This window comes from Bacillus sp. EU55 (assembly GCF_038005925.1).
GTDB lineage: Bacteria > Bacillota > Bacilli > Bacillales > Bacillaceae > Bacillus > Bacillus velezensis.
Map to the genome: position 1 here is coordinate 583,879 of NZ_JBBOUE010000001.1, position 19,153 is coordinate 603,031.

Genomic DNA, 19,153 nt, shown 5'->3' on the forward strand with positions numbered 1-19,153 from the left:
ATGATACGTGAACTTTCCAAAACAAAACCCGTGACAATCACGGGTTTTTACATTCATTTCAATTTCTTGATTTCTTCCGTCAGCTCTTTGAATTTTTGATCAAGCTCACGATATTGTTTATCAGCCGGAGTCATGAAGCTGAGTTTTCCGAGGACTTCCTGCCGTTCGGTTTCAAGCTTTAATCGCAGTTCTTCAGCATCGTCCCTGACAGAGGGGGATTCTTTCCATTGTTTTCGGACGCTGCCATTTGAGATATCAAGCCGGATGTCCGTCGTCTTTTCGAGAAAGTAGCGATCATGAGATACGATGATAAGCGTTCCGTCGTATCGGGCCAAAGTGTCTTCAAGCTGCTCGCGTGACGGCAGATCAAGGTGGTTTGTCGGCTCATCCAGAATCAGCACATCTTTCTCCTCCAGAATAAACGCCATCAGTTTGCATTTGACCCGCTCTCCCATGCTCATCTTGCCGATGGGTTCCGTCCATTGCGCTGCGGTAAATCCTAAATGCTTCATGAGAGATTGAACATTTCCCCTTTCCTCGAACGTTTCTTTGTAAAAAAGCTGTTCGGGGGTTTTATCAAGCGGGAGGTCGAATACTTCCTGCGTTAAATATCCGACGTTTGCAGACGGAGAAATCCATATGCTGCCCTGCGCTTTTTCCTGCCCGAGGATGACCTTCAATAATGTTGTTTTCCCGCTGCCGTTCGGGCCTGTAATCGCGATCTTTTCACCGTGCATCACAGTAAAATTCACGTTTTTAAAAAGCATTCGGCCGTCATATGACTTTGCGGCATCCCTTACTTCTAAAAAACGCTTTCCCGCTTTTTTGCGGTGTTCAATGGAAAAACGGACTTCATACTCCGCTTCAACCGGTTCTGCTTTCGCTTTTTCAAGCTCTTTTTCAAGGCGCTTCTGCTTTGATTTAATCTGGGCGTCCGTGCGTTTTGCTTTTACGCGATGGTATTCTTTAAATCCTTCTATTTTCGTTGATTGGGCGTGGGCTTTTTTTGACCAGGCGCTCAGCTCGTTCATTTGAGCTTCAATCCGTCTGATCATATGCTGCTGATTCTCATATTCCCGCTGCTGTGTCAGTCTTCTCTGTTTGCGGACCTCCATATAGCTTGAATAATTCCCTTTATGTTCAATGAGTTTCTTTCCTTCGATGGCCCAGATTTTTGTCGCCGCTGCATCTATAAAAGCACGATCATGCGAAACAAAAACAATGGTGCCTTTGTAATTCTTGATCTGATTTAGCAGTATTTCTAAACTGTGCTGATCGAGGTGGTTCGTCGGCTCATCTAATAACAAAAGGCTGCTTGAGGAGGAGAAACCTTTGGCAAGACGGGCTTTCAATTTTTCTCCGCCGCTTAATTGCGAAAAGGCGCGTGCGGGCACGTTCCACTTTTCTAACAAGGCTGCCTCCGCAGGCTCCGGATGGCCGGAATCATAAGCTTCCGTTTCTTGTTCCACCATATATATATTCACATCTTGCATCATCTGGATCTGTCCTTGTGACGGCGCTTTTTGATTGCAGATCAATTGCAGCAATAACGATTTGCCGGCGCCGTTTTTACCGATAACGCCGATGATGTCACCTTGCTGAACGCTCGCGCTGATCTGTTCAAAAAGGGGAACGCTGTTGATTTCATAACTGATGCCGCTTATTTTTAACATTTCTTTCATATGTCAATCCCTCGCTTTAAAGGGAGGACCAAAAAAATCCTCCCAATTGATTTGGAAGGATTAGCCGTACCTGTGCATGATCAAATAAGCTATTTTTACATAGCTTTCGTATCGTATAGAAAATGGGCAGACTAATCCTATTTTTTCTGATTTGAAATATTTGATTTCAAACGGTCAAAATAAGATTAGTTAATCATTGTCCACCCATCATCCCTTCGTATTTGTTACAAACAGTGTAGCACACACTTATCTGTAAAAGCAAAGGGTATAAGCCTTTTTATTCCAGATTGGGGACTTCCCACTCTTCTTCTAAAACGGCATAATAATATTCGTCCCACCATTCATTATCATGGGGGATGCATTTTTTAAAAAATCCTTCCCGTCTCATTCCGATCTTTTCCATCACCCGGTGCGAAGCCGTGTTTTCCGGCTGACATGTCGCAATGATCCGGTGTAATTTCATCTTGTTAAACCCGAATGCCAGCACGGCGCGCGCCGCCTCTGAAGCATATCCTTTGCCCTGGTATTCCGGGTGAAACACCCAGCCGATTTCATACGTATGATCGCCAAAATACTGAAAAAAAGCAATGTGGCCAATGACCGTTTTCTCATTCTTCAATAAAACGGGAAACTTCCCGGCATGTTCACCGCTGTTTTCAGTAACGAATTTCCTGGCATCATCTTCGGTAAAGACACCCTCTGGTATATATTTCATGACATTCGGATTTGAGGCGTACGCATAGACATCCTGCCAATCTTCCGGTTCAAATGTCCGAATTACGAGCCTGTCAGTTTTGATATTCATTTTTTATGTTCCTCCATCAAAAAAGGTTTCATTTACTACTTCGATTGAAAGATGTAAAAACCTTTGAGCGGGGAAGAGCCGAATAAAAAAAGCCTGCAGCTATACACTGCAGGCGGTTATTTTTCATTTCCGGCGGCGGGCAGGTTTGTAAACCCGAATTGCCCTCCGACAGCTTCTTTTACTTCATGAATAACGATAAATGATTTCGGATCAATTTTTTGAACATGTTTTTTGATTTTCAGCAATTCGTTCTTTTTAATGACAACATAGATAATGCGCTTGTCTTTGCTGCCGTAATACCCGTATCCGTAAAAAATCGTCGCCGCGTTGCCGTACTCGGAGGTGATGGCTTTGGCGATTTCTTCGTATTGGTCAGACATAATGGTGAGAGCTTTTTTATTATGGAAACCCTCAATGACAATATCGACGATTTTGGCGCACAGATATACGAATATAAACGTATACAGCATATGATTGATGCCGATCGCTAAAACGGATGCGAAAATGATGACACAATCCATATAAAACATGCTTTTCGAGATGTTAAAGCCCTTTGTGTAATTTAATAAATACGCCAAAAGCGTGGTCCCGCCGGTAGATCCGTCAGCGATAAAGATCAATGCCAGCCCCGCTCCCATCAGCAGAGCGCCGAATACAATCCCGAGCACCATATCGTGCACGCCGAACGGAATAAAGCTGACGATGCTGAGAAAAACAGAAGTCATTCCCGTACCGAGTATCGTGTATAAAATCGTTTTTTTCGTTAAAAATTTATAAGCCAGCCCGATAAAAATCAAATTTACAACCAGAGTCGTAATACTTGCAGGTATATGGAAAAGATAATATAACACGAGAGCGATTCCCACGGTGCTGCCGTCCCCTAAATGATTCGGGATGACGAAAAATTCCACGGACGCCGCAATAAGAAAGGCTCCGGCCATAATCATCAGTATATCCTTGCAAATGTTCTTCATGTGCAAACCTCCTCTGCAGTCAAAAATATATAAAAAACAAAAACGCCTCAAAAATTATCCAGCAGAACTAAATAATTTTTAAGACGAATCATTCACAATCTCGTTTGTTCATTCAGTAAAGAATGATCAGCTTCAATATCGAAGATTATATAGACACCTTCACATCTTGTCAATGCCGTGAAAATTGATTTTTCTGCAGTGTATATGAGGTTTAAATCAAGTTAAAACGAGGAATTATATCAGAAGAGTTTTCATTTCTGCTCTATCAATAAGAGAAATGTAATGAGAGACAACGAAGAAGGGATGATGACATTGGAACGAATTTTTATCAGTCCGGCCAAATACGTGCAGGGAAAAAACGCCATTGAAACGATCGGCGGACATCTGGAGGGCGTTGGTGAAAAAGCCGTCGTCATCGCGGACAAAACCGTATGGGATATCGCGGGCCACAAGGTGACGGCTGAATTAAAGAAAAGCAATATCTCTTCTGAAGAGGCGGTTTTCAACGGCGAAGCCTCCCAGGAAGAAATGAAAAGAATTGCTGGCATCGCAGAAAAAGCAGGCGCGACTATTGTCATCGGTGTCGGCGGCGGTAAAACGCTTGATACGGCCAAAGCCGTATCAGATGAAATAAACGGCTATACCGTTATCGTGCCGACGGCCGCTTCAACGGATGCTCCGACAAGCGGGCTGTCTGTCGTGTATTCTGAACAAGGCGCGTTCGAAAACTATCGTTTCTATCATAAGAATCCTGACCTGGTTCTGGTCGATACGAAAATCGTCGCGGAAGCTCCGCCGCGCTTTTTAGCATCAGGGATTGCCGATGCAATGGCGACGTGGATAGAGGCGCGCAGGTGTCATCGCCAATGGCGGTAAAACGATGGCAGGCGGAATTCCGACAATCGCCGGAGAGGCTATCGCGGAAAAATGTGAAGCGGTATTATTCAAATACGGCCATCTCGCTTATGAGTCTGTGAAAGCGAAAGCCGTTACGCCCGCATTGGAAGCGGTGGTTGAAGCCAATACACTTCTGAGCGGACTGGGATTTGAAAGCGGCGGCTTAGCTGCGGCACATGCCATTCACAACGGCTTCACCGCGCTTGAAGGTGAAATCCATCACTTGACCCACGGTGAAAAAGTGGCATTCGGCACGCTCGTTCAATTGGCGCTGGAAAAACGTTCGCTTGAGGAAATTGAGCGGTATATCGCGTTTTATATCAGCTTGGGGCTGCCTGTCACACTTGAAGACATCAAATTGAAAGACGCATCTAAAGAGGACATTATGAAAGTGGCAGAAGCCGCGACGATTGAAGAAGAAACAATTCATGCCGCTTTTGACGTGACGGCTGACGACGTGGCGGATGCCATTATAGCGGCTGATCAATACGCAAAAGCATTTAAAGAAAAACACGCGTAAAACCTTTTACCGCGTGACCCGGACCCAAGGGCTGCTACAGCCCTTGGTTTTTTTATGCCCTTTGAAAACTTTTAAAAATAAAGAAAAAATTATGATACAATATACAAATGTTTTGAGAGATTGACAAAGGAAAGGTGGGAACGATATGCTGCATAATCCGACCGGTAAGGAGCGGCTTGCGCTTGCTTTTCTTCTCGGAATGCTTGCGATACTGGGGCCGCTCAATATAGATATGTATCTGCCGAGTTTCCCTGAAATCGCCGAAGATTTAAGCGCCCGCGCTTCGCTTGTCCAGCTCAGTTTAACCGCTTGTCTGATCGGACTGACAATCGGACAGGTTGTTGTCGGCCCGTTAAGTGACGCGAAGGGAAGAAGAAAACCGTTATTACTATGTATTTTTTTATTTGCGTTGTTTTCTCTGTTTTGCGCGCTTGCACCGAACATTGCAACACTAGTGATTGCCCGTTTTCTTCAAGGGTTCACCGCTTCGGCAGGACTCGTTTTATCCCGTGCAATCGTCAGAGATGTGTTTACGGGAAGAGAGCTTTCTAAATTTTTCTCGCTGCTGATGGTCATTACCGCCGTAGCGCCGATGGTGGCGCCGATGACGGGAGGCGCGATTTTACTGCTCCCGTTTGCATCATGGCATACGATTTTTCTCTTTTTAACCTTTATTGGGTTTTTGCTTGTTCTCATCATTGCGCTCAAGCTGACAGAAACCCTGCCGCCGGAAAAGCGGATTCCGAGCTCCATCGGAAATTCCGTGCGGACAATGGGAAGCCTGCTGAAGGATCGGTCATTTATCGGCTATGCGCTGACGGTCGGTTTTATTCACGGCGGGAGCTTTGCGTATGTCTCCGGAACGCCTTTCGTGTATCAGGATATTTACGGAGTATCGCCTCAGGTATTCAGTGTTTTATTCGGCATAAACGGTCTGGCGATCATTACCGGAAGCTTTATCATCGGGCGTTTCGGCGGGATCATTCACGAAAAAAGCCTGCTGAGAATCGGCGTGATTACAGCGATGACGGCGACTGCCGTTCTGCTCGTCATGACAATCATTCACGGGCCGCTGGCGGCACTGGTGATTTCCATTTTTATTTATATGATTACGATCGGCATGACGCTGACAAGCACCTTTACATTGGCGATGGAAAAGCAGGGACACCGCGCGGGAAGCGCAAGCGCACTGCTCGGCATGCTTCCGCTTCTTCTCGGTTCCATCGTGTCGCCGCTTGTGGGGATGAATGAAGCGACGGCCGTGCCGATGGGGGCAATAATGTTCACGACATCCGTTATCGGTTCCATCGCTTTTTTCGCCTTAACAACAAAACCGGAGAAAGCAAAAAAGGAGTGAAATGATTCACTCCTTTTTTTGATGCCCGCCTATTCATATGTCTTCAGCACAATCGCCGAATTATGCCCCCCAAAGCCGAATGAGTTGGAAAGGCCGATCGTTAACGATTGCTGGCGGGGTCCGTCTGCTACATAGTCCAAATCACATGCCGAATCAGGGTGCTGCAGATTGATCGTCGGCGGAATGATGCCGTGTCTCAGGCTTTCTGTCAGAGCGATGGCTTCAACGCCGCCTGCCGCGCCAAGCATGTGGCCGAGCATTGATTTGTTGGCCGTAACCGGAATGTCATAGGCAAGCTCCCCGAATAATGTCTTGATGGCCAATGTTTCAGAAAGATCTCCGGCTTTTGTGCTTGTCGCATGAGCGCTTACGACATCAATGTCTTCCGCTGAAACGTTCGCCTTTTTCAAAGCGTTTTTCATCGCCAGGTATGCGCCCGTTCCTTCCGGATGAGAGGCTACCATATGATAGGCGTCAGAGCTTGCGCCGTAGCCGAGCACCTCACAAAGGATCGGGGCATTTCTGCCGATTGCGCTATCCAATGATTCCAATACTAAGATGCCCGCGCCTTCACTCATGACAAACCCATCGCGATCCGCGTCAAACGGCCGGCTTGCCGCGGCGGGGTCTTCATTTCTCGCTGACAGCGCGTGGGCATTGCCGAAGCTGGCTAATGACAAATTCGTAATCGCCGCTTCCGCTCCCCCGGCAAACATGATATCTGCGTCATCATTCCGAATGGCGTTGAATGCTTCCCCGATCGACGTATTGCCGATGGAACACGCGGTGACGGGAGAAAGTGAGGGGCCGAGCGCGCCTAATCTGATGCTGATTTGAGCGGCGGCCGCGTTTGAGATCATCATGGGGACAAGGCTCGGGCTCACTTTTCGCGCTCCCCGTTCATTTAAAGTATGAACGTTATCAATCAAAGTCGTGATGCCGCCGATTCCCGAGCCGACGTACACGCCGAGGCGTTCACGGTCAATCTGATCGAGCTGAATCCCGGAGCTTTCAAGCGCCTGTTCCGCTGCCGCTAAAGCAAACTGGCTGAAACGGTCAAGCCGTCTCGCTTCTTTTCTGCCCCATCTTTCTTCTGCGTCAAAATCACGGACGGTACCGGCTATTTTTGTCTTTGAACCGGAGACATCAAACGAATCGATGAAAGAGATTCCCGATTTTCCTTCCGTCAGGTGTTTCCAAAATGTATGCACATCATTGCCGAGAGGTGAAATCACTCCCATTCCGGTGATCACAACTCTTTTCATGGTCATTCCTCCTTCAGTATGTATTTATTGTAACTCGCAATTATCCTATTACAAGTTGTTGATTATCCTAGTATAATGAATACCAGGGTAAGAGAGGAGAGATTCGGTATGATACCAGAAGGAAGATTGCAGGCGCTTTCAGAGTTTTTAAAAACGCAGCGGGCCAAAATTTCTCCGCAGATGGCCGGGCTGCCCATGGGCACACGGAGAAGAACGCCCGGACTCCGAAGAGAAGAGGTCGCGCAATTAGCCGGCGTAAGCACCACGTGGTATACGTGGCTGGAGCAGGGCAGAGATATTAAAGTGTCCGCAGCCGTATTGGACGCCGTTTCCGATGCGCTGCAGCTCAACAAAGATGAGAGAAATTATTTATACGCGCTTGCCATTGAGGAGGGCGTGAAGCAGCCGTTTACCGCGGAGGAAGAAGCGGTTATCAGCCCGTCGCTTTCAAAAATCCTGCAGGAGCTCTGTTATTGTCCCACCATTATCTCGGACAGGCGGTGTCATATCGTAGGATGGAACCAGGCCGCGGCTCACGTGTTTTTAGATTTTGAACAAATTCCTCCTGAAAAACGGAATCTCATAGAGCTATTGTTTTCCAGAAAAGAATTAAGAAGTCTAGCCGTGAACTGGGAGCATTTTGTGAAAGGCTTCATTGCCATTTTCAGAACGTATTACGGCCAGTATGTAGCGGATACGTGGTATTCTCAGTTTATAGAGGAAATGGAGAAGACATATTCAGAGTTTCATACGCTGTGGAATGAGAGCGAAGTCAGCTCGGCTCCCGAAGTATTAATTGAGTTCCGCCACGCGAAGGCGGGAAAAATGGTCTTTAATCTGACTTCTTTTCAGGTTCAGGGCAATAGTGACCTGCGCTGCAGCGTGTATACGCCGGTAGATCATACCGAAACGGAAGCAAAGCTGAAAAAGCTTTTCGAAAACAGGTGAAAACAGAAAAAAACGGGAGGCCGCCGCCTTCCGTTTCAGTTTAAAATAAAAGCATCAGCCCGGCGATGGCCGGTGTTAAAAAGATGGCTGATTTCAGAATGACTTTCGGCACGAGATTGGTGAATTTCGCTCCGACATATGCGCCGCACATCGTTCCGATCAGCACTTTGACCAACAGCATATAATCGACAAACCCTTCCGTCACATAACCGAGACCTCCGCCGACTGCAAGCGGGATTATGACTAGCATGGTGGTGCCGACCGACTGGCGGATGGATAAGCGCAAAAGAATCATTAAGCCGATTTGGATGAAAGGGGCAGAGCCGATGCCGAATGTTCCGGACAAGATTCCTGCGATAATACCGAGAACAACGGCTTTCACCCATATGTTCAGATGGCTTTGCGGTCCGGTGTCCTCTTGTGTTTCTTTTAAAATAAATAACCGGACTAAAATCAATAGAGCAGATAAAAACAGCATGCCCGCCGTCAAGTAATGCAGCAAATCTGCGGGGATAAGAGAAGTAAGCCTTGCCCCGAAAAATGAACCGAATGCCGCAAAAACGCCGACGATGAGACCGATTTTCATCTGAATATTGCCTTCACGGTAGTGGCTGAAAGCTCCAGACAAACTTGTGAAAGCCATTCCGGCAAGGGAAGTGCCCAAAGCCGTGTGAATCGGTACGTGAAAAAGTATAGTTAAAAGTGCAATGACAAAACCGGCTCCCCCCGCGCCGATAAACCCGAGAATAATCCCGAGCAGAAACATAACGAGTATAATAAGCACAATCTTCTCCTCCATTTAGATGCCTGATGACAATGTTTCGATCCGCTGTACCAGATGTTTAACGATCGACCGTTGTCCGTCGACCGTCGTTCAATAACTTTATGTTACCTCAAATTTAAAGTATTGGCAAGAAGCCGGAATGCTTTTATACAGCGCTCAGCAGCTCTTTGACCATCACTTTTTCCCCGTTTGAGTCCAGCTCTCCATTGAATCTAAAGCCGAATTTTTGATAAAGGCGCAGTGCGTGCACGTTATCTTCAAACAGGCTTAAATAAATCCGTCTGCAATCATATAATTGAGCGAGATGATGGATAAGGGCATCAAGCATCAGTCTGCCCAATCCCCGTCCCTGGTATCGTTCATCAATGAAAAAACGGTCAAGCCACACTCTGCCGTTTTTATTTTCTTCATCATATTCCGGAAACCAGCCGTACATGGCAAAGCCGACCAACTCCCCGTCAACATAAAGGCCGGCCGGCTGATAATGCCGGCAATCCTCAGCATCTTGTAAGCACTCTTCCGCGGTTTCAATAAATGAAGTCTGGCTTTCACTTACATGAAGCGCCAGTATATCGGCACGGTTTTCTTCCGTGACTGTTCTGATTTCAATCGTCATACTTGTTACTCCTCTTCCGCTTTTTTTGAGACGGTAAAGCTTTCATTGCGTAAGCCATTTGTGAATCAGCTTTCTCTCGGATACAATGATCATCATAAAGGATATGGTTACCGTATAGTCAAGGAGGCATTATGAGCGAAGACGTCAGAAAATACTTCACAACGGGTGAATTTGCAAAACTGTGCCACGTAAAAAAACAAACCCTGTTCCATTATGACGAGATCGGCCTGCTTTCTCCGGAAATCAAAAAAGCGAATGGATACAGATACTATTCCTATCATCAATTCGAACTGTTCCAGGTCATCGGTCTGTTTAAGGAGGTCGGCGTGCCCTTAAAGCAGATCAAACCGCTCTTAACAGACAAAACTCCTGAAGGTATCATCACGCTTTTAAAAGAGAAATCTTCAGAAATCGAAAGCAAAATCAAAAAGCTGGAGCACCTGCAAAGGATGATTCAGACAAAGGTGAAGCTGACCGAACAAGCCTTGGAGACAGACTTTTCCTCCGTCTCATTGCAGCGATTAGATGAAGAGACACTTATGATAGGACGACCCGTACTCCATTTGCCAGAACGGCAATACACTGCCGCCATTTCCGAATTGATCCGCTATATGCGGGTACATGAACTCGATCAGGGGCATCCGGTCGGCGGACTGTTTGCGCGGGAGCAGATTCTGAAAAAAGAATTCTACAACTACACCCATTTTTATATGAAGACAGAAGAAGGCATAGAGAATAGAGACCTCCATATCAAGCCGAAAGGGCTTTATGCCGTCGGGTACCAAATAGGGGATGAAGCGGAAGCGGCTTACCGCAGCATCATGCAGTTTATTGAAGAGTATGGGCTGGAAATGGGCGATTATGCATATGAAGAATATATGTTTGATGAGGTTGTGGCGGACGGGTTTGACAATCAGATCACAAGAATCCAGCTGCAAGTCCGCAATCGATAAAGCCGGTGCCGCCGTTCGTTTACGTCTTCTAACAAACCTTGTATAATGAGAAAAATCAGATTGCAATTGAGGTGAAACACGATATGTTTCTAGCGCCCTTATTTGAACATGATGTACCGGCAGCACTTCTCCGCCCTTAATGGAGGAAAGTGACTGCGCTTCTCTCCGTTAGGGCATATGACGTGACCTAATATGATAACGGAGGGTGCATCAAATTGAAAAATACATTGTTCGGTTCGATTTATTTGACATTGGCCGCCAGTATCTGGGGAGGTATGTATGTCGTTGTAAAAGTTGTGGTAGCGGTCATTCCGCCGCTTGAACTGGTATGGCTGAGATATGCGGTGGCGCTTCTTTCGCTTTTGATTCTCAGTTTGTTTACACGCCAATCCTGGAAAGTTCATAAACGTGATTTATTACTGATCGCTGCGATCGGATTGATCGGCAACACGATTTCGATCGTCACGCAGGAAATCGGCACGAAATTATCAACCGCGCAGATGGGTGCGATTATTACGGCATCCACTCCCGCATTTATGGTTGTATTTGCCCGGCTGATGTTGAAAGAGCGGTTAACGCTGAAAAAAGGAATATCGACAGGGCTGGCGACGATCGGAGTATTGCTCATTGTGGGGAACGGAGATCTCGATATGTCGAGCCAGCTCGGCGGTCTCTCGGTTCTGGCTGCGGCGCTGACATGGGCTTTGATGTCCGTGCTGATGAAACGGGTTCCCGGCCATTACTCACCGCTTGTCGTCACAACGTATTCCATTTGCGTCGCATTTGTCATCCTGACCCCGTTTACAGCGGGCCCGCTTCAGGAGATTCCTTTGTCTCAGCTTGCCCGGCCTGAGATATGGGGCGGACTTTTATATTTGGGTGTGATCTCAACCGCCTGCGCGTTCATGCTTTGGAATCGCGGATTGCAATTGCTGAATGCGGCAAGCGGCGGTCTGTTTTTCTTCTTTCAGCCGCTTTCCGGGACATTGCTCGGCTGGCTGCTGCTGGGAGAGACGATCGGAGGAACCTTCTGGATCGGGGCGGCCCTTATTGTTTCAGGCGTCGTTCTCGTCATGAAAGAAAAATAGAAAATGAAAAAAAGCCATTCAGCAAATGAATGGCTTTTTTCTGTTTTCCCGGCAGGATTCGCCCCTCCATAAACAGAAAACAAGGAGCAGAAACGGATCATGGGCACCGGTACTCTCAAGGTGCAATACCCGGACCCTCAGGGTTTCGTCAATTAACATAACGGGCGGTGAAAAAATGGAGCCAAAATGGCTTGAATGGGCAAAACAGCTTCAATCCGCGGCGCAAGCGGGGCTGGCTTATTCCAAAGACATATATGATATTGAGAGATTTGAAGAAATAAGAAAAATAAGCGTGGATATCATGGCGCATCATACCGGCATCGACAAAAGAATCATTAAAGACGTATTCGCCGGTGACACGGGCTATCCCACTCCGAAAGTTGATATCAGAGCGGCAGTTTTTAAAGATCAGAGCATATTAATGGTAAGAGAGAAAAGCGACGGCAGATGGGCGCTGCCGGGCGGATGGGCTGATATCGGGATTTCTCCGGGCGAGACCGCTGTCAAAGAAGTAAAAGAGGAGTCGGGAATCGACGTAAAGCCCGTTAAACTGTTAGCTGTAATGGATAAGAAATGCCATTCCCATCCGCCGTCCGCCGTCCACGTTTACAAAGTGTTTATCAAATGCGAGATCATCGGCGGCCGGCTCAGGGAGGGAACGGAAACAAGCGCGGCCGGCTTTTTTGCGGAAACGGAACTGCCGCCGCTATCTGAAGCCCGCAATACGGAAAGTCAGATTGAAAGGATGTTTGCATATCTCAAACATCCGGACGAACCCGTTTATTTTGATTAAGGCAGCAATCAGAAAGAAAAGGGGGCCCGATTATAATGGAGGATTCAATTAAACAGCAGGCGCAGCGGCAATTTGCCAAAAACGCCGCGAAATATGTGACTAGTCCAGGACACGCCGCAGGAGAGGATTTGGCGTATCTCGTTTCAGCTTCCGGTGCCGAAAAGCATATGAACGTGCTGGATATCGCGACGGGAGGCGGACATACGGCTAACGCTCTCGCTCCTCTCGTACGCTCTGTTATCGCATATGACCTCACGGAAGAAATGTTAGCAGCCGCTGAAGCATTTATAACCGGAAACGGATGGACGAACGTGTCATTCGAAAATGGCGATGCTGAAAAGATGCCGTTTTCCGATGCTGCTTTCGATATCGTCACATGCAGAATCGCGGCGCATCATTTTCCCGATGTCAGAGCCTTTGTTCATGAAGCGTTTCGGGTTGTCAAACCGGGCGGCAGACTGCTTCTCATTGACAATACCGCACCTGAAAAGGATGAATATGACCATTTTTATAATGACATTGAAAAGAAACGGGATCAGAGCCACTTTCGGGCGTGGAAAAAAACAGAATGGCTCCGTTTTCTGGAGACAGCCGGCTTCCGGATTGAATCCGCTGTCTGCTTTTTGAAACCATTTCAATTTACCGTCTGGTGTGAACGGGCAGGCCTGACTGAAGAGAAAGCCGCATTACTGGAAAAACAGATGTTGGATGCTCCTCGTGATATACAGCGGTTTTTTTCTGTAGAAAAGGATCAATCAGGCCGTATTGCGGGCTTCACAGGTGAATCGGCCTGTTTCTGCGCGGTCCGTCCCGTCTGAGACGAAAAAAACCGCTGTGCAGTTTTCCTGCCCGCGGTTTTTTCGTATTATCTGTTCTTGATTTGAGAAATAATAGCGGAAGTGACATCTTCCGTTGAATGTTTTCCGCCGACATCAGGAGTCAGAATGCCGCTGTTTGTGACCGTTTCAATAGATTGTAAGAGGAGATGGCCCAGTTCCTCTTCTCCGAATGAATCGAGCATTAATTTCGCCGTCCATATTTGGCCTATAGGATTGGCAATTCCTTTTCCGACAATATCCGGGGCGGAGCCGTGAACAGGCTCAAACATGGAAGGGTATTTGCCGTTTACATTGATGTTGGCTGCGGGAGCGATTCCGATGCTTCCCATAATCGCCGCGCCGATATCTGTCAGCACATCTCCGAACAGATTCGAAGCGACAATGACATCAAAGCGTTCCGGCTGCGTGACAAAGAAGGCCGCCAGTGCATCGATATGCTGGGAATCCGTCTCAATCCCGGCGTACTCCCGGCTGACCTCTTTAAAGATGTCATCCCAGAACGGCATCGAGTGAACAATACCGTTTGATTTCGTCGCGCTTGTGACGTGTTTCCGCCGACTTTCCGCCAGTTCGAAAGCATACCGCATCACTCTTTCCGTACCCCGGCGGGAAAAGACCGCGTTTTGTATGGCGATTTCGTCCTCACCCTGATAGATTCTGCCGCCGACAGAGCTGTACTCGCCCTCACTGTTTTCGCGGACGACTATCAGATCAAAATCCTTCGGGTTAACGAGGGGGGAAGTGATTCCCGGCAGGAGCTTTGCCGGCCGCACATTAATCACCTGTTCAAATTCCCGGCGTATCTTAATGAGCAGCCCCCACAGCGAAACATGATCGGGGACGAGTTTTTGATTCCCCACCGCTCCCAAAAACAAAGCATCAAAGTGCTGTAACGTTTCTAATCCATCATCCGGCATCATAGTCCCGTGCTCCAAATAATACTCGCAGCTCCACGGAAAAGAAGTGAAATCAAAGGCAATGCCTCCATGTAATTCGGCGATCGCGTTCAACACCCGCTCCGCTTGCGGAACTGTTTCTTTCCCCACACCGTCCCCCGGTATGCTGGCAATCTTGTAAGTTTTCATGTTTCCGTCACCTCTGAATGAATTGTTTTCGGTTTACGGCAGACCGTCGACCGTCGTTCATCATAATTCCATATTACGCCACATCCGATATGCTGACAAGCTCGGGAATGTTGCTTCCATAGATAAACTGTTATATGATCTTGGTAACAATAAGGCCTAAATTGTATGAAGAGGTAGGAAAGATGGATAATTTTAAATTAGATAAGCCAATCCCGTATTATCTGCAATTTTATTCCCAATTGAAAAAAATGATATTTGACGGGATTTTTAAACCGGGTGAACGGCTGAATGAGACTCAGCTGGCCAAGGATTTCGGAGTCAGCCGGTCGCCGGTCAGAGAAGCCATGCGGCTCCTTGAAAAGGACGGGCTTTTGACGGCAGACGATCGAAACGGCTTTGTCATTTATTCTTTGTCCGTTAAGGATGTTGAAGAGATTTATAAAATCAGAATGTCACTTGAATCACTGGCGGTCGAACTCGTTATTGATGAAGCGGCTGAGAGTGAAATTGACCTCATTGAAAAACAGCTGCGGGAGACGGAAGAAGCCATCAATAAAGGCGTCAAAGAGACTGAGATTATTTCCTTAAACGAGTCGTTTCATCAGCTCCTTGTGGATTTCAGCCGCAACAGCCGGCTGGCCATGCTGCTTGAGCATGTCAATGTGCTGATTCATTTTTGCAGAGTTCTTAATTTTAAAGGCGATGACCGTGCGGAGGTTATCCTGCATGAGCACCGGAAAGTCTTTGAAGAAATAAAAAAGGGCGACAAAACAAAAGCCGTGCAATATATGACGGAGCATCTCAAGCATGATGAAGAACATCTGAAAGGCGTGCTCAAAGCGGGAGAAACAGACGAATCATCACGATAGACAAGGTGAAAAGCCTTGTCTTTTTTTTTGCCGATGTCATCGAACCGTCATAAAGACCTGACGGATGTTCCTTGCATGATTTTTTCCGCGTCATTTATGATGGATATGGAAGAGACGCAAAAAAGGCAAAGGAGTTTGAAAAATGGCGAAACATATTCTGATGATCAATTTTCCCGCAGAAGGACACGTAAACCCGACTTTGGGTATGACAAAGGCCTTCAGCGAACGGGGCGATCACGTTCATTATATCTCAACGGAAAAATACAAAAGCAGACTGGAAGGAGTAGGGGCGAAAGTTCATCTTCACAGCGATCTGCTCAGAATGACACCCATTGATCCCGGCAGTCCGTCCGGCATACTTGCATTTTTAAAGGTTCATATCAAAACGTCACTGGAGATTTTACATATTGTGCAGCGGCTGGCAGAGGACATTCAATTCGACGCCGTCTATTATGATAAATTCGGTGCGGGAGAGCTGGTGCGGGATTATCTCAACATCCCCGGCATCTCTTCTTCAGCATCCTTCCTGTTCAATGAAGACCGTCTGAAAATACTGCCGCTCCATCCGGAATCGGGCGTGCCGTTTCAGCCGGACAGGGAATGTGAAGAGCTGTTGGCCGAGATGAAAGACAAATACGGTGTCGCCCCTGACAGCATGGTTCAATTTATGAACAACACAGGTGAATTGAACGTCGTCTATACAAGCAGATATTTTCAGCCCAAAAGCGAGACATTCGGAGATGAGTATTTATTTATCGGTCCAAGTTTTCCGAAGAGAAAAGGGCGCGTCGACTTCCCGATTGACTCATTAAAGAATGAAAAAGTCATTTATATCTCAATGGGAACGGTGCTCGGGGACACGGAAGCGTTTTTCAATCTGTGCATAGACGCGTTCTCAGATTTTGAAGGAAAAGTAGTCATTGCCGCCGGGGAAAAAGCCGATCTGTCGAAAATCAAACAGGCGCCGGAAAACTTTATCATCGCCCCGTACGTGCCGCAGCTTGAAGTGCTGGAGCAAGCCGATGTGTTTGTCACGCATGGCGGAATGAACAGTGTAAATGAAGGCATTCATTATCAAGTGCCGCTGGTCGTCATCCCGCACGATAAAGATCAGCCGATGGTTGCGCGCCGCCTGACTGAATTGGATGCAGGCTATACCGTGCAAAAAGATGAAGTGAGCGCTGAAAAGGTAAAGCTTGCCGCGAAAGAAGTGCTGCATAACGGAAAATACAAACAAGGCATTCAAGCCATTAATGAAAGCTTTAAAGACTGTACGGACATGAAGGATGTTCTGGCCCGGATCGACCGGTTTATTGAACAAAAACATGCTCAATAATACATGGAAAAAGCCTGTTTCCTCTGCCAAAGGGAAACAGGCTTTTTATAATGGCTTTTAGATGATGTGATGTTCTTCATTTGCAAGTTTCACAAGAGTCAAAAGAGATTCTGCCTCACGTGCGTCGAGTGTTTTTGCCAGACGGTCTTTTTCAAAGATCTGCTGGCCGAAGACATTCACTGACGCCTGGTCAACCGCCGTGTGCCAGTCCTTTTGTGAATGATTCTCAGAAAAAGAGAAAACGAACACGGCAAAGACCGCTATAAGCATCGCCATGACCCAAAATTTTTGCCGATTTCCTGCTGCTGACATAGGCCGCCTCCTAAACATTTTACTGGTATTAGATCATATATGAGCTGTTTTTAACAGAGTAAAGAAGTCATTATTTCATGTAGTCCAAATGAAACGGAGCACAGCCGAAAGCCCGCCGGTCAGGCCGATGAGCCAATTCATATTTTGTTCATATTTTATTAAAAGTTTATCCAAGCCTGTCCTTTACAGTAGATATAACCACAAAATGCTCTGAAAGGAGCCTTTAAAAAATGCATATTCATATGATCAACAAAAACCAGTTTGAGAGTGACTTGGAGGCGGCCGGCTTCAGCCGTCAGGCAGATGATATTATCGGCAAAATGAAAGAGTACGTAACGGAATACGCGGCTTCATCCGAACGGTTCCTGATTGAAATTCAAACCGTCATGAACGAATACAAAGCCGTCGTCTGCGCGATGTTTTCGACTATGGAAATTGCCGGTGCAAATAAAGACGAGAAGCATGTTGAATTCGAAGCCTGCACAGTATTGTGTGAATAAAAGACATTCATCAAACCTCCGCGGCTGCCTGAACGGCAGTATCCTGACTGGTGTTCCGGAAAGGGAAAATATTGAAACTTCTAAAGCGGCCGTTCGTATAAAAGGGTAAATCAGCTTGTATATGGAGGTTCGTGAAATGAACGATAAGAAAAAACAAGCGTTTGAACAGCTTTTCAGCACTTTAGACGGAAGACATGAAATAAACGGCGCTGTATTGGCAGCGGAAAACGGCCGCATCTTATACCAGGGTTCATTCGGCGCTGCAGAACTGAAAACAAAGAGGATGCTGAATGACCAATCGGTCTTTGAATTGGCCTCAGTATCGAAGCCGTTTACAGCTTTAGGCGTTATCATTTTAGAGCAGCAAGGGAAGCTGCGTTATGACGATATGATAGAGCGGTGGCTTCCTGATTTTCCTTATCCGGGCATTACCATTCGGCATTTACTCCATCATACGTCAGGATTGCCGGACTATATGGAGTTGTTCTTAACACATTGGGACCGGGACAGAATTGCCGTTCATCAAGATGTGATCAATATGCTTAAGCAGCATAAACCGGATGCTTATTTCCCGCCGGGCAAGGAGTGGCTGTACAGTAATACGGGGTATGTGGTGTTAGCGGTTATTATAGAAATTGTATCAGGCATGAGTTTTGCTGAATTTATGAAACAAGCCGTATTTCATCCGCTTCGTATGCACGATACGCGGATTTATAACAGAAGGCTGAGTAAAGAAAACATCCCGAACTATGCATATGGCTATGTGTATGATGTTCATTCCGGAGAATATGTGCTGCCGGATGAACTTGAGGAAACTGATTATGTCGTCTTTCTTGACGGAATTCAAGGTGACGGAACCGTTAACTCCGCTATTAGAGATTTATATCTGTTTGATCAGGCTCTTTATACGGAAGAAATCATCAGCAAAGAGTCTAAAAATCAAGCGTTTACACCGGGCTATTGGAATGAAGAAGAGCAATTCGGATACGGATTTGGCTGGATGATTCAAAACAGCCGGCAAAAAGGGAAGGTTATCAGTCACGACGGAGGCTGGCCGGGCTATTCAACTCTGATGATCCGGTATATTGACCAGAATAAAACACTGATTTATCTCAGCAATATGGAACAATCGTATCAATTTGAACAAGCTGTAATTGCCGCGGCTGTAAACATCTTATTTGATCAGCCATACGTGATTCCGAAACGTCCGGCAGATCAGAAAAAAGCAGATATCGATCCTGCGATTTACAGCAGATTTACCGGCAATTACTCATTTCAGGATGACACACATGCATCGGTGGCGGTAAAAGAAAACCGATTGTATCTTACAATAGACGGGCAGACACCATTCGAAATATTCCCAATGACGGAAACCCGTTATTTTGTCAGGGCGCTGCCGCTTGAAATTGAATTTGCAGGTGATAAAGCACAAACAGCCCCGCATTTTGTTTTATATCAGGACGGCACAGAAGAAACGGCTGTGAGGATAGACTGAGTGACATGCAAAACAAAACCGCCGTCCTGAGAAGA

Annotated in this window: 18 protein-coding genes and 1 pseudogene; 11 read left to right on the plus strand and 8 right to left on the minus strand. The window is 46.7% G+C overall.

The features are described from left to right. Window positions 1–53 precede the first annotated feature (53 nt). The 3 genes from abc-f to NYE50_RS03065 all read right to left on the minus strand — a co-directional run bounded on the left by abc-f (window position 54) and on the right by NYE50_RS03065 (window position 3,461). Window positions 54–1,682: a ribosomal protection-like ABC-F family protein gene (gene abc-f, locus NYE50_RS03055; RefSeq protein WP_172868995.1), complete on the minus strand. Its 1,629-nt coding sequence runs from the start codon at window positions 1,680–1,682 to the stop codon at window positions 54–56. Between the two features lie 277 nt (window positions 1,683–1,959). Continuing rightward, a complete protein-coding gene (locus NYE50_RS03060; protein WP_159353837.1) occupies window positions 1,960–2,487 on the minus strand; it encodes a GNAT family N-acetyltransferase in 528 nt (175 codons plus the stop codon). 116 nt (window positions 2,488–2,603) lie between these two features. Continuing rightward, entirely contained in the window at window positions 2,604–3,461 is an 858-nt protein-coding gene (locus NYE50_RS03065) for a YitT family protein (protein WP_032866769.1), read from the minus strand. A 282-nt stretch (window positions 3,462–3,743) separates the two neighbouring features. On the opposite strand from NYE50_RS03065, the pseudogene NYE50_RS03070 reads away from it, so the two are divergent. Together NYE50_RS03070 and NYE50_RS03075 are read left to right on the plus strand one after the other, a co-directional pair. Beyond that, window positions 3,744–4,878 (plus strand): annotated as a pseudogene (locus NYE50_RS03070) (glycerol dehydrogenase). Between the two features lie 145 nt (window positions 4,879–5,023). Next, on the plus strand, window positions 5,024–6,235 hold the full coding sequence (locus tag NYE50_RS03075) for a Bcr/CflA family efflux MFS transporter (protein WP_017419177.1): 1,212 nt from the start codon (window positions 5,024–5,026) through the stop codon (window positions 6,233–6,235). Window positions 6,236–6,264: 29 nt separating this feature from the next. On the opposite strand, the gene fabF is transcribed toward NYE50_RS03075, so the two are convergent. Further along, window positions 6,265–7,500 (minus strand): beta-ketoacyl-ACP synthase II, encoded by a 1,236-nt coding sequence (gene fabF, locus NYE50_RS03080; RefSeq protein ID WP_053573702.1) that lies wholly within the window; start codon window positions 7,498–7,500, stop codon window positions 6,265–6,267. A 108-nt stretch (window positions 7,501–7,608) separates the two neighbouring features. Here fabF and NYE50_RS03085 point away from each other — a divergent pair, with 108 nt between their 5' ends. After that, complete coding sequence (locus NYE50_RS03085; protein ID WP_159353838.1) at window positions 7,609–8,448, plus strand: helix-turn-helix transcriptional regulator; 840 nt, start codon at window positions 7,609–7,611, stop codon at window positions 8,446–8,448. 40 nt (window positions 8,449–8,488) lie between these two features. Here the strand turns inward: NYE50_RS03085 and NYE50_RS03090 are convergent, their stop codons facing one another. Together NYE50_RS03090 and NYE50_RS03095 are read right to left on the minus strand one after the other, a co-directional pair. Next, window positions 8,489–9,232, minus strand: coding sequence for a sulfite exporter TauE/SafE family protein (locus NYE50_RS03090; RefSeq protein ID WP_060963459.1), 744 nt, complete (start codon window positions 9,230–9,232; stop codon window positions 8,489–8,491). A 145-nt stretch (window positions 9,233–9,377) separates the two neighbouring features. After that, on the minus strand, window positions 9,378–9,848 hold the full coding sequence (locus tag NYE50_RS03095) for a GNAT family N-acetyltransferase (RefSeq protein ID WP_159353840.1): 471 nt from the start codon (window positions 9,846–9,848) through the stop codon (window positions 9,378–9,380). 131 nt (window positions 9,849–9,979) lie between these two features. On the opposite strand from NYE50_RS03095, the gene NYE50_RS03100 reads away from it, so the two are divergent. The 4 genes from NYE50_RS03100 (at window position 9,980) to NYE50_RS03115 (ending at window position 13,500) form a co-directional block, all read left to right on the plus strand. Next, complete coding sequence (locus NYE50_RS03100) at window positions 9,980–10,801, plus strand: MerR family transcriptional regulator (protein WP_014417047.1); 822 nt, start codon at window positions 9,980–9,982, stop codon at window positions 10,799–10,801. A gap of 215 nt (window positions 10,802–11,016) precedes the next feature. Then, entirely contained in the window at window positions 11,017–11,889 is an 873-nt protein-coding gene (locus NYE50_RS03105; protein ID WP_224988676.1) for a DMT family transporter, read from the plus strand. Between the two features lie 175 nt (window positions 11,890–12,064). After that, a complete protein-coding gene (locus NYE50_RS03110; RefSeq protein WP_014417049.1) occupies window positions 12,065–12,682 on the plus strand; it encodes an NUDIX hydrolase in 618 nt (205 codons plus the stop codon). A gap of 35 nt (window positions 12,683–12,717) precedes the next feature. Next, window positions 12,718–13,500, plus strand: coding sequence for a class I SAM-dependent methyltransferase (locus NYE50_RS03115; RefSeq protein WP_014417050.1), 783 nt, complete (start codon window positions 12,718–12,720; stop codon window positions 13,498–13,500). Between the two features lie 47 nt (window positions 13,501–13,547). On the opposite strand, the gene NYE50_RS03120 is transcribed toward NYE50_RS03115, so the two are convergent. Continuing rightward, a complete protein-coding gene (locus NYE50_RS03120; RefSeq protein WP_224988678.1) occupies window positions 13,548–14,606 on the minus strand; it encodes a tartrate dehydrogenase in 1,059 nt (352 codons plus the stop codon). A 182-nt stretch (window positions 14,607–14,788) separates the two neighbouring features. Between NYE50_RS03120 and NYE50_RS03125 the strand changes: the two genes are divergently transcribed. Together NYE50_RS03125 and NYE50_RS03130 are read left to right on the plus strand one after the other, a co-directional pair. Continuing rightward, on the plus strand, window positions 14,789–15,475 hold the full coding sequence (locus NYE50_RS03125; protein WP_095273194.1) for a GntR family transcriptional regulator: 687 nt from the start codon (window positions 14,789–14,791) through the stop codon (window positions 15,473–15,475). A gap of 142 nt (window positions 15,476–15,617) precedes the next feature. Beyond that, entirely contained in the window at window positions 15,618–16,811 is a 1,194-nt protein-coding gene (locus NYE50_RS03130; RefSeq protein WP_159353842.1) for a macrolide family glycosyltransferase, read from the plus strand. Window positions 16,812–16,868: 57 nt separating this feature from the next. Here NYE50_RS03130 and NYE50_RS03135 read toward each other — a convergent pair whose 3' ends face one another. Then, window positions 16,869–17,123, minus strand: a complete 255-nt coding sequence (locus tag NYE50_RS03135) for a hypothetical protein (protein ID WP_014417054.1) — start codon at window positions 17,121–17,123, stop codon at window positions 16,869–16,871. Window positions 17,124–17,353: 230 nt separating this feature from the next. On the opposite strand from NYE50_RS03135, the gene NYE50_RS03140 reads away from it, so the two are divergent. After that, entirely contained in the window at window positions 17,354–17,623 is a 270-nt protein-coding gene (locus NYE50_RS03140) for a hypothetical protein (protein ID WP_007409303.1), read from the plus strand. Between the two features lie 136 nt (window positions 17,624–17,759). Beyond that, a complete protein-coding gene (locus tag NYE50_RS03145) occupies window positions 17,760–19,118 on the plus strand; it encodes a serine hydrolase (protein WP_159353843.1) in 1,359 nt (452 codons plus the stop codon). The last annotated feature ends 35 nt before the right edge of the window (window positions 19,119–19,153 follow it).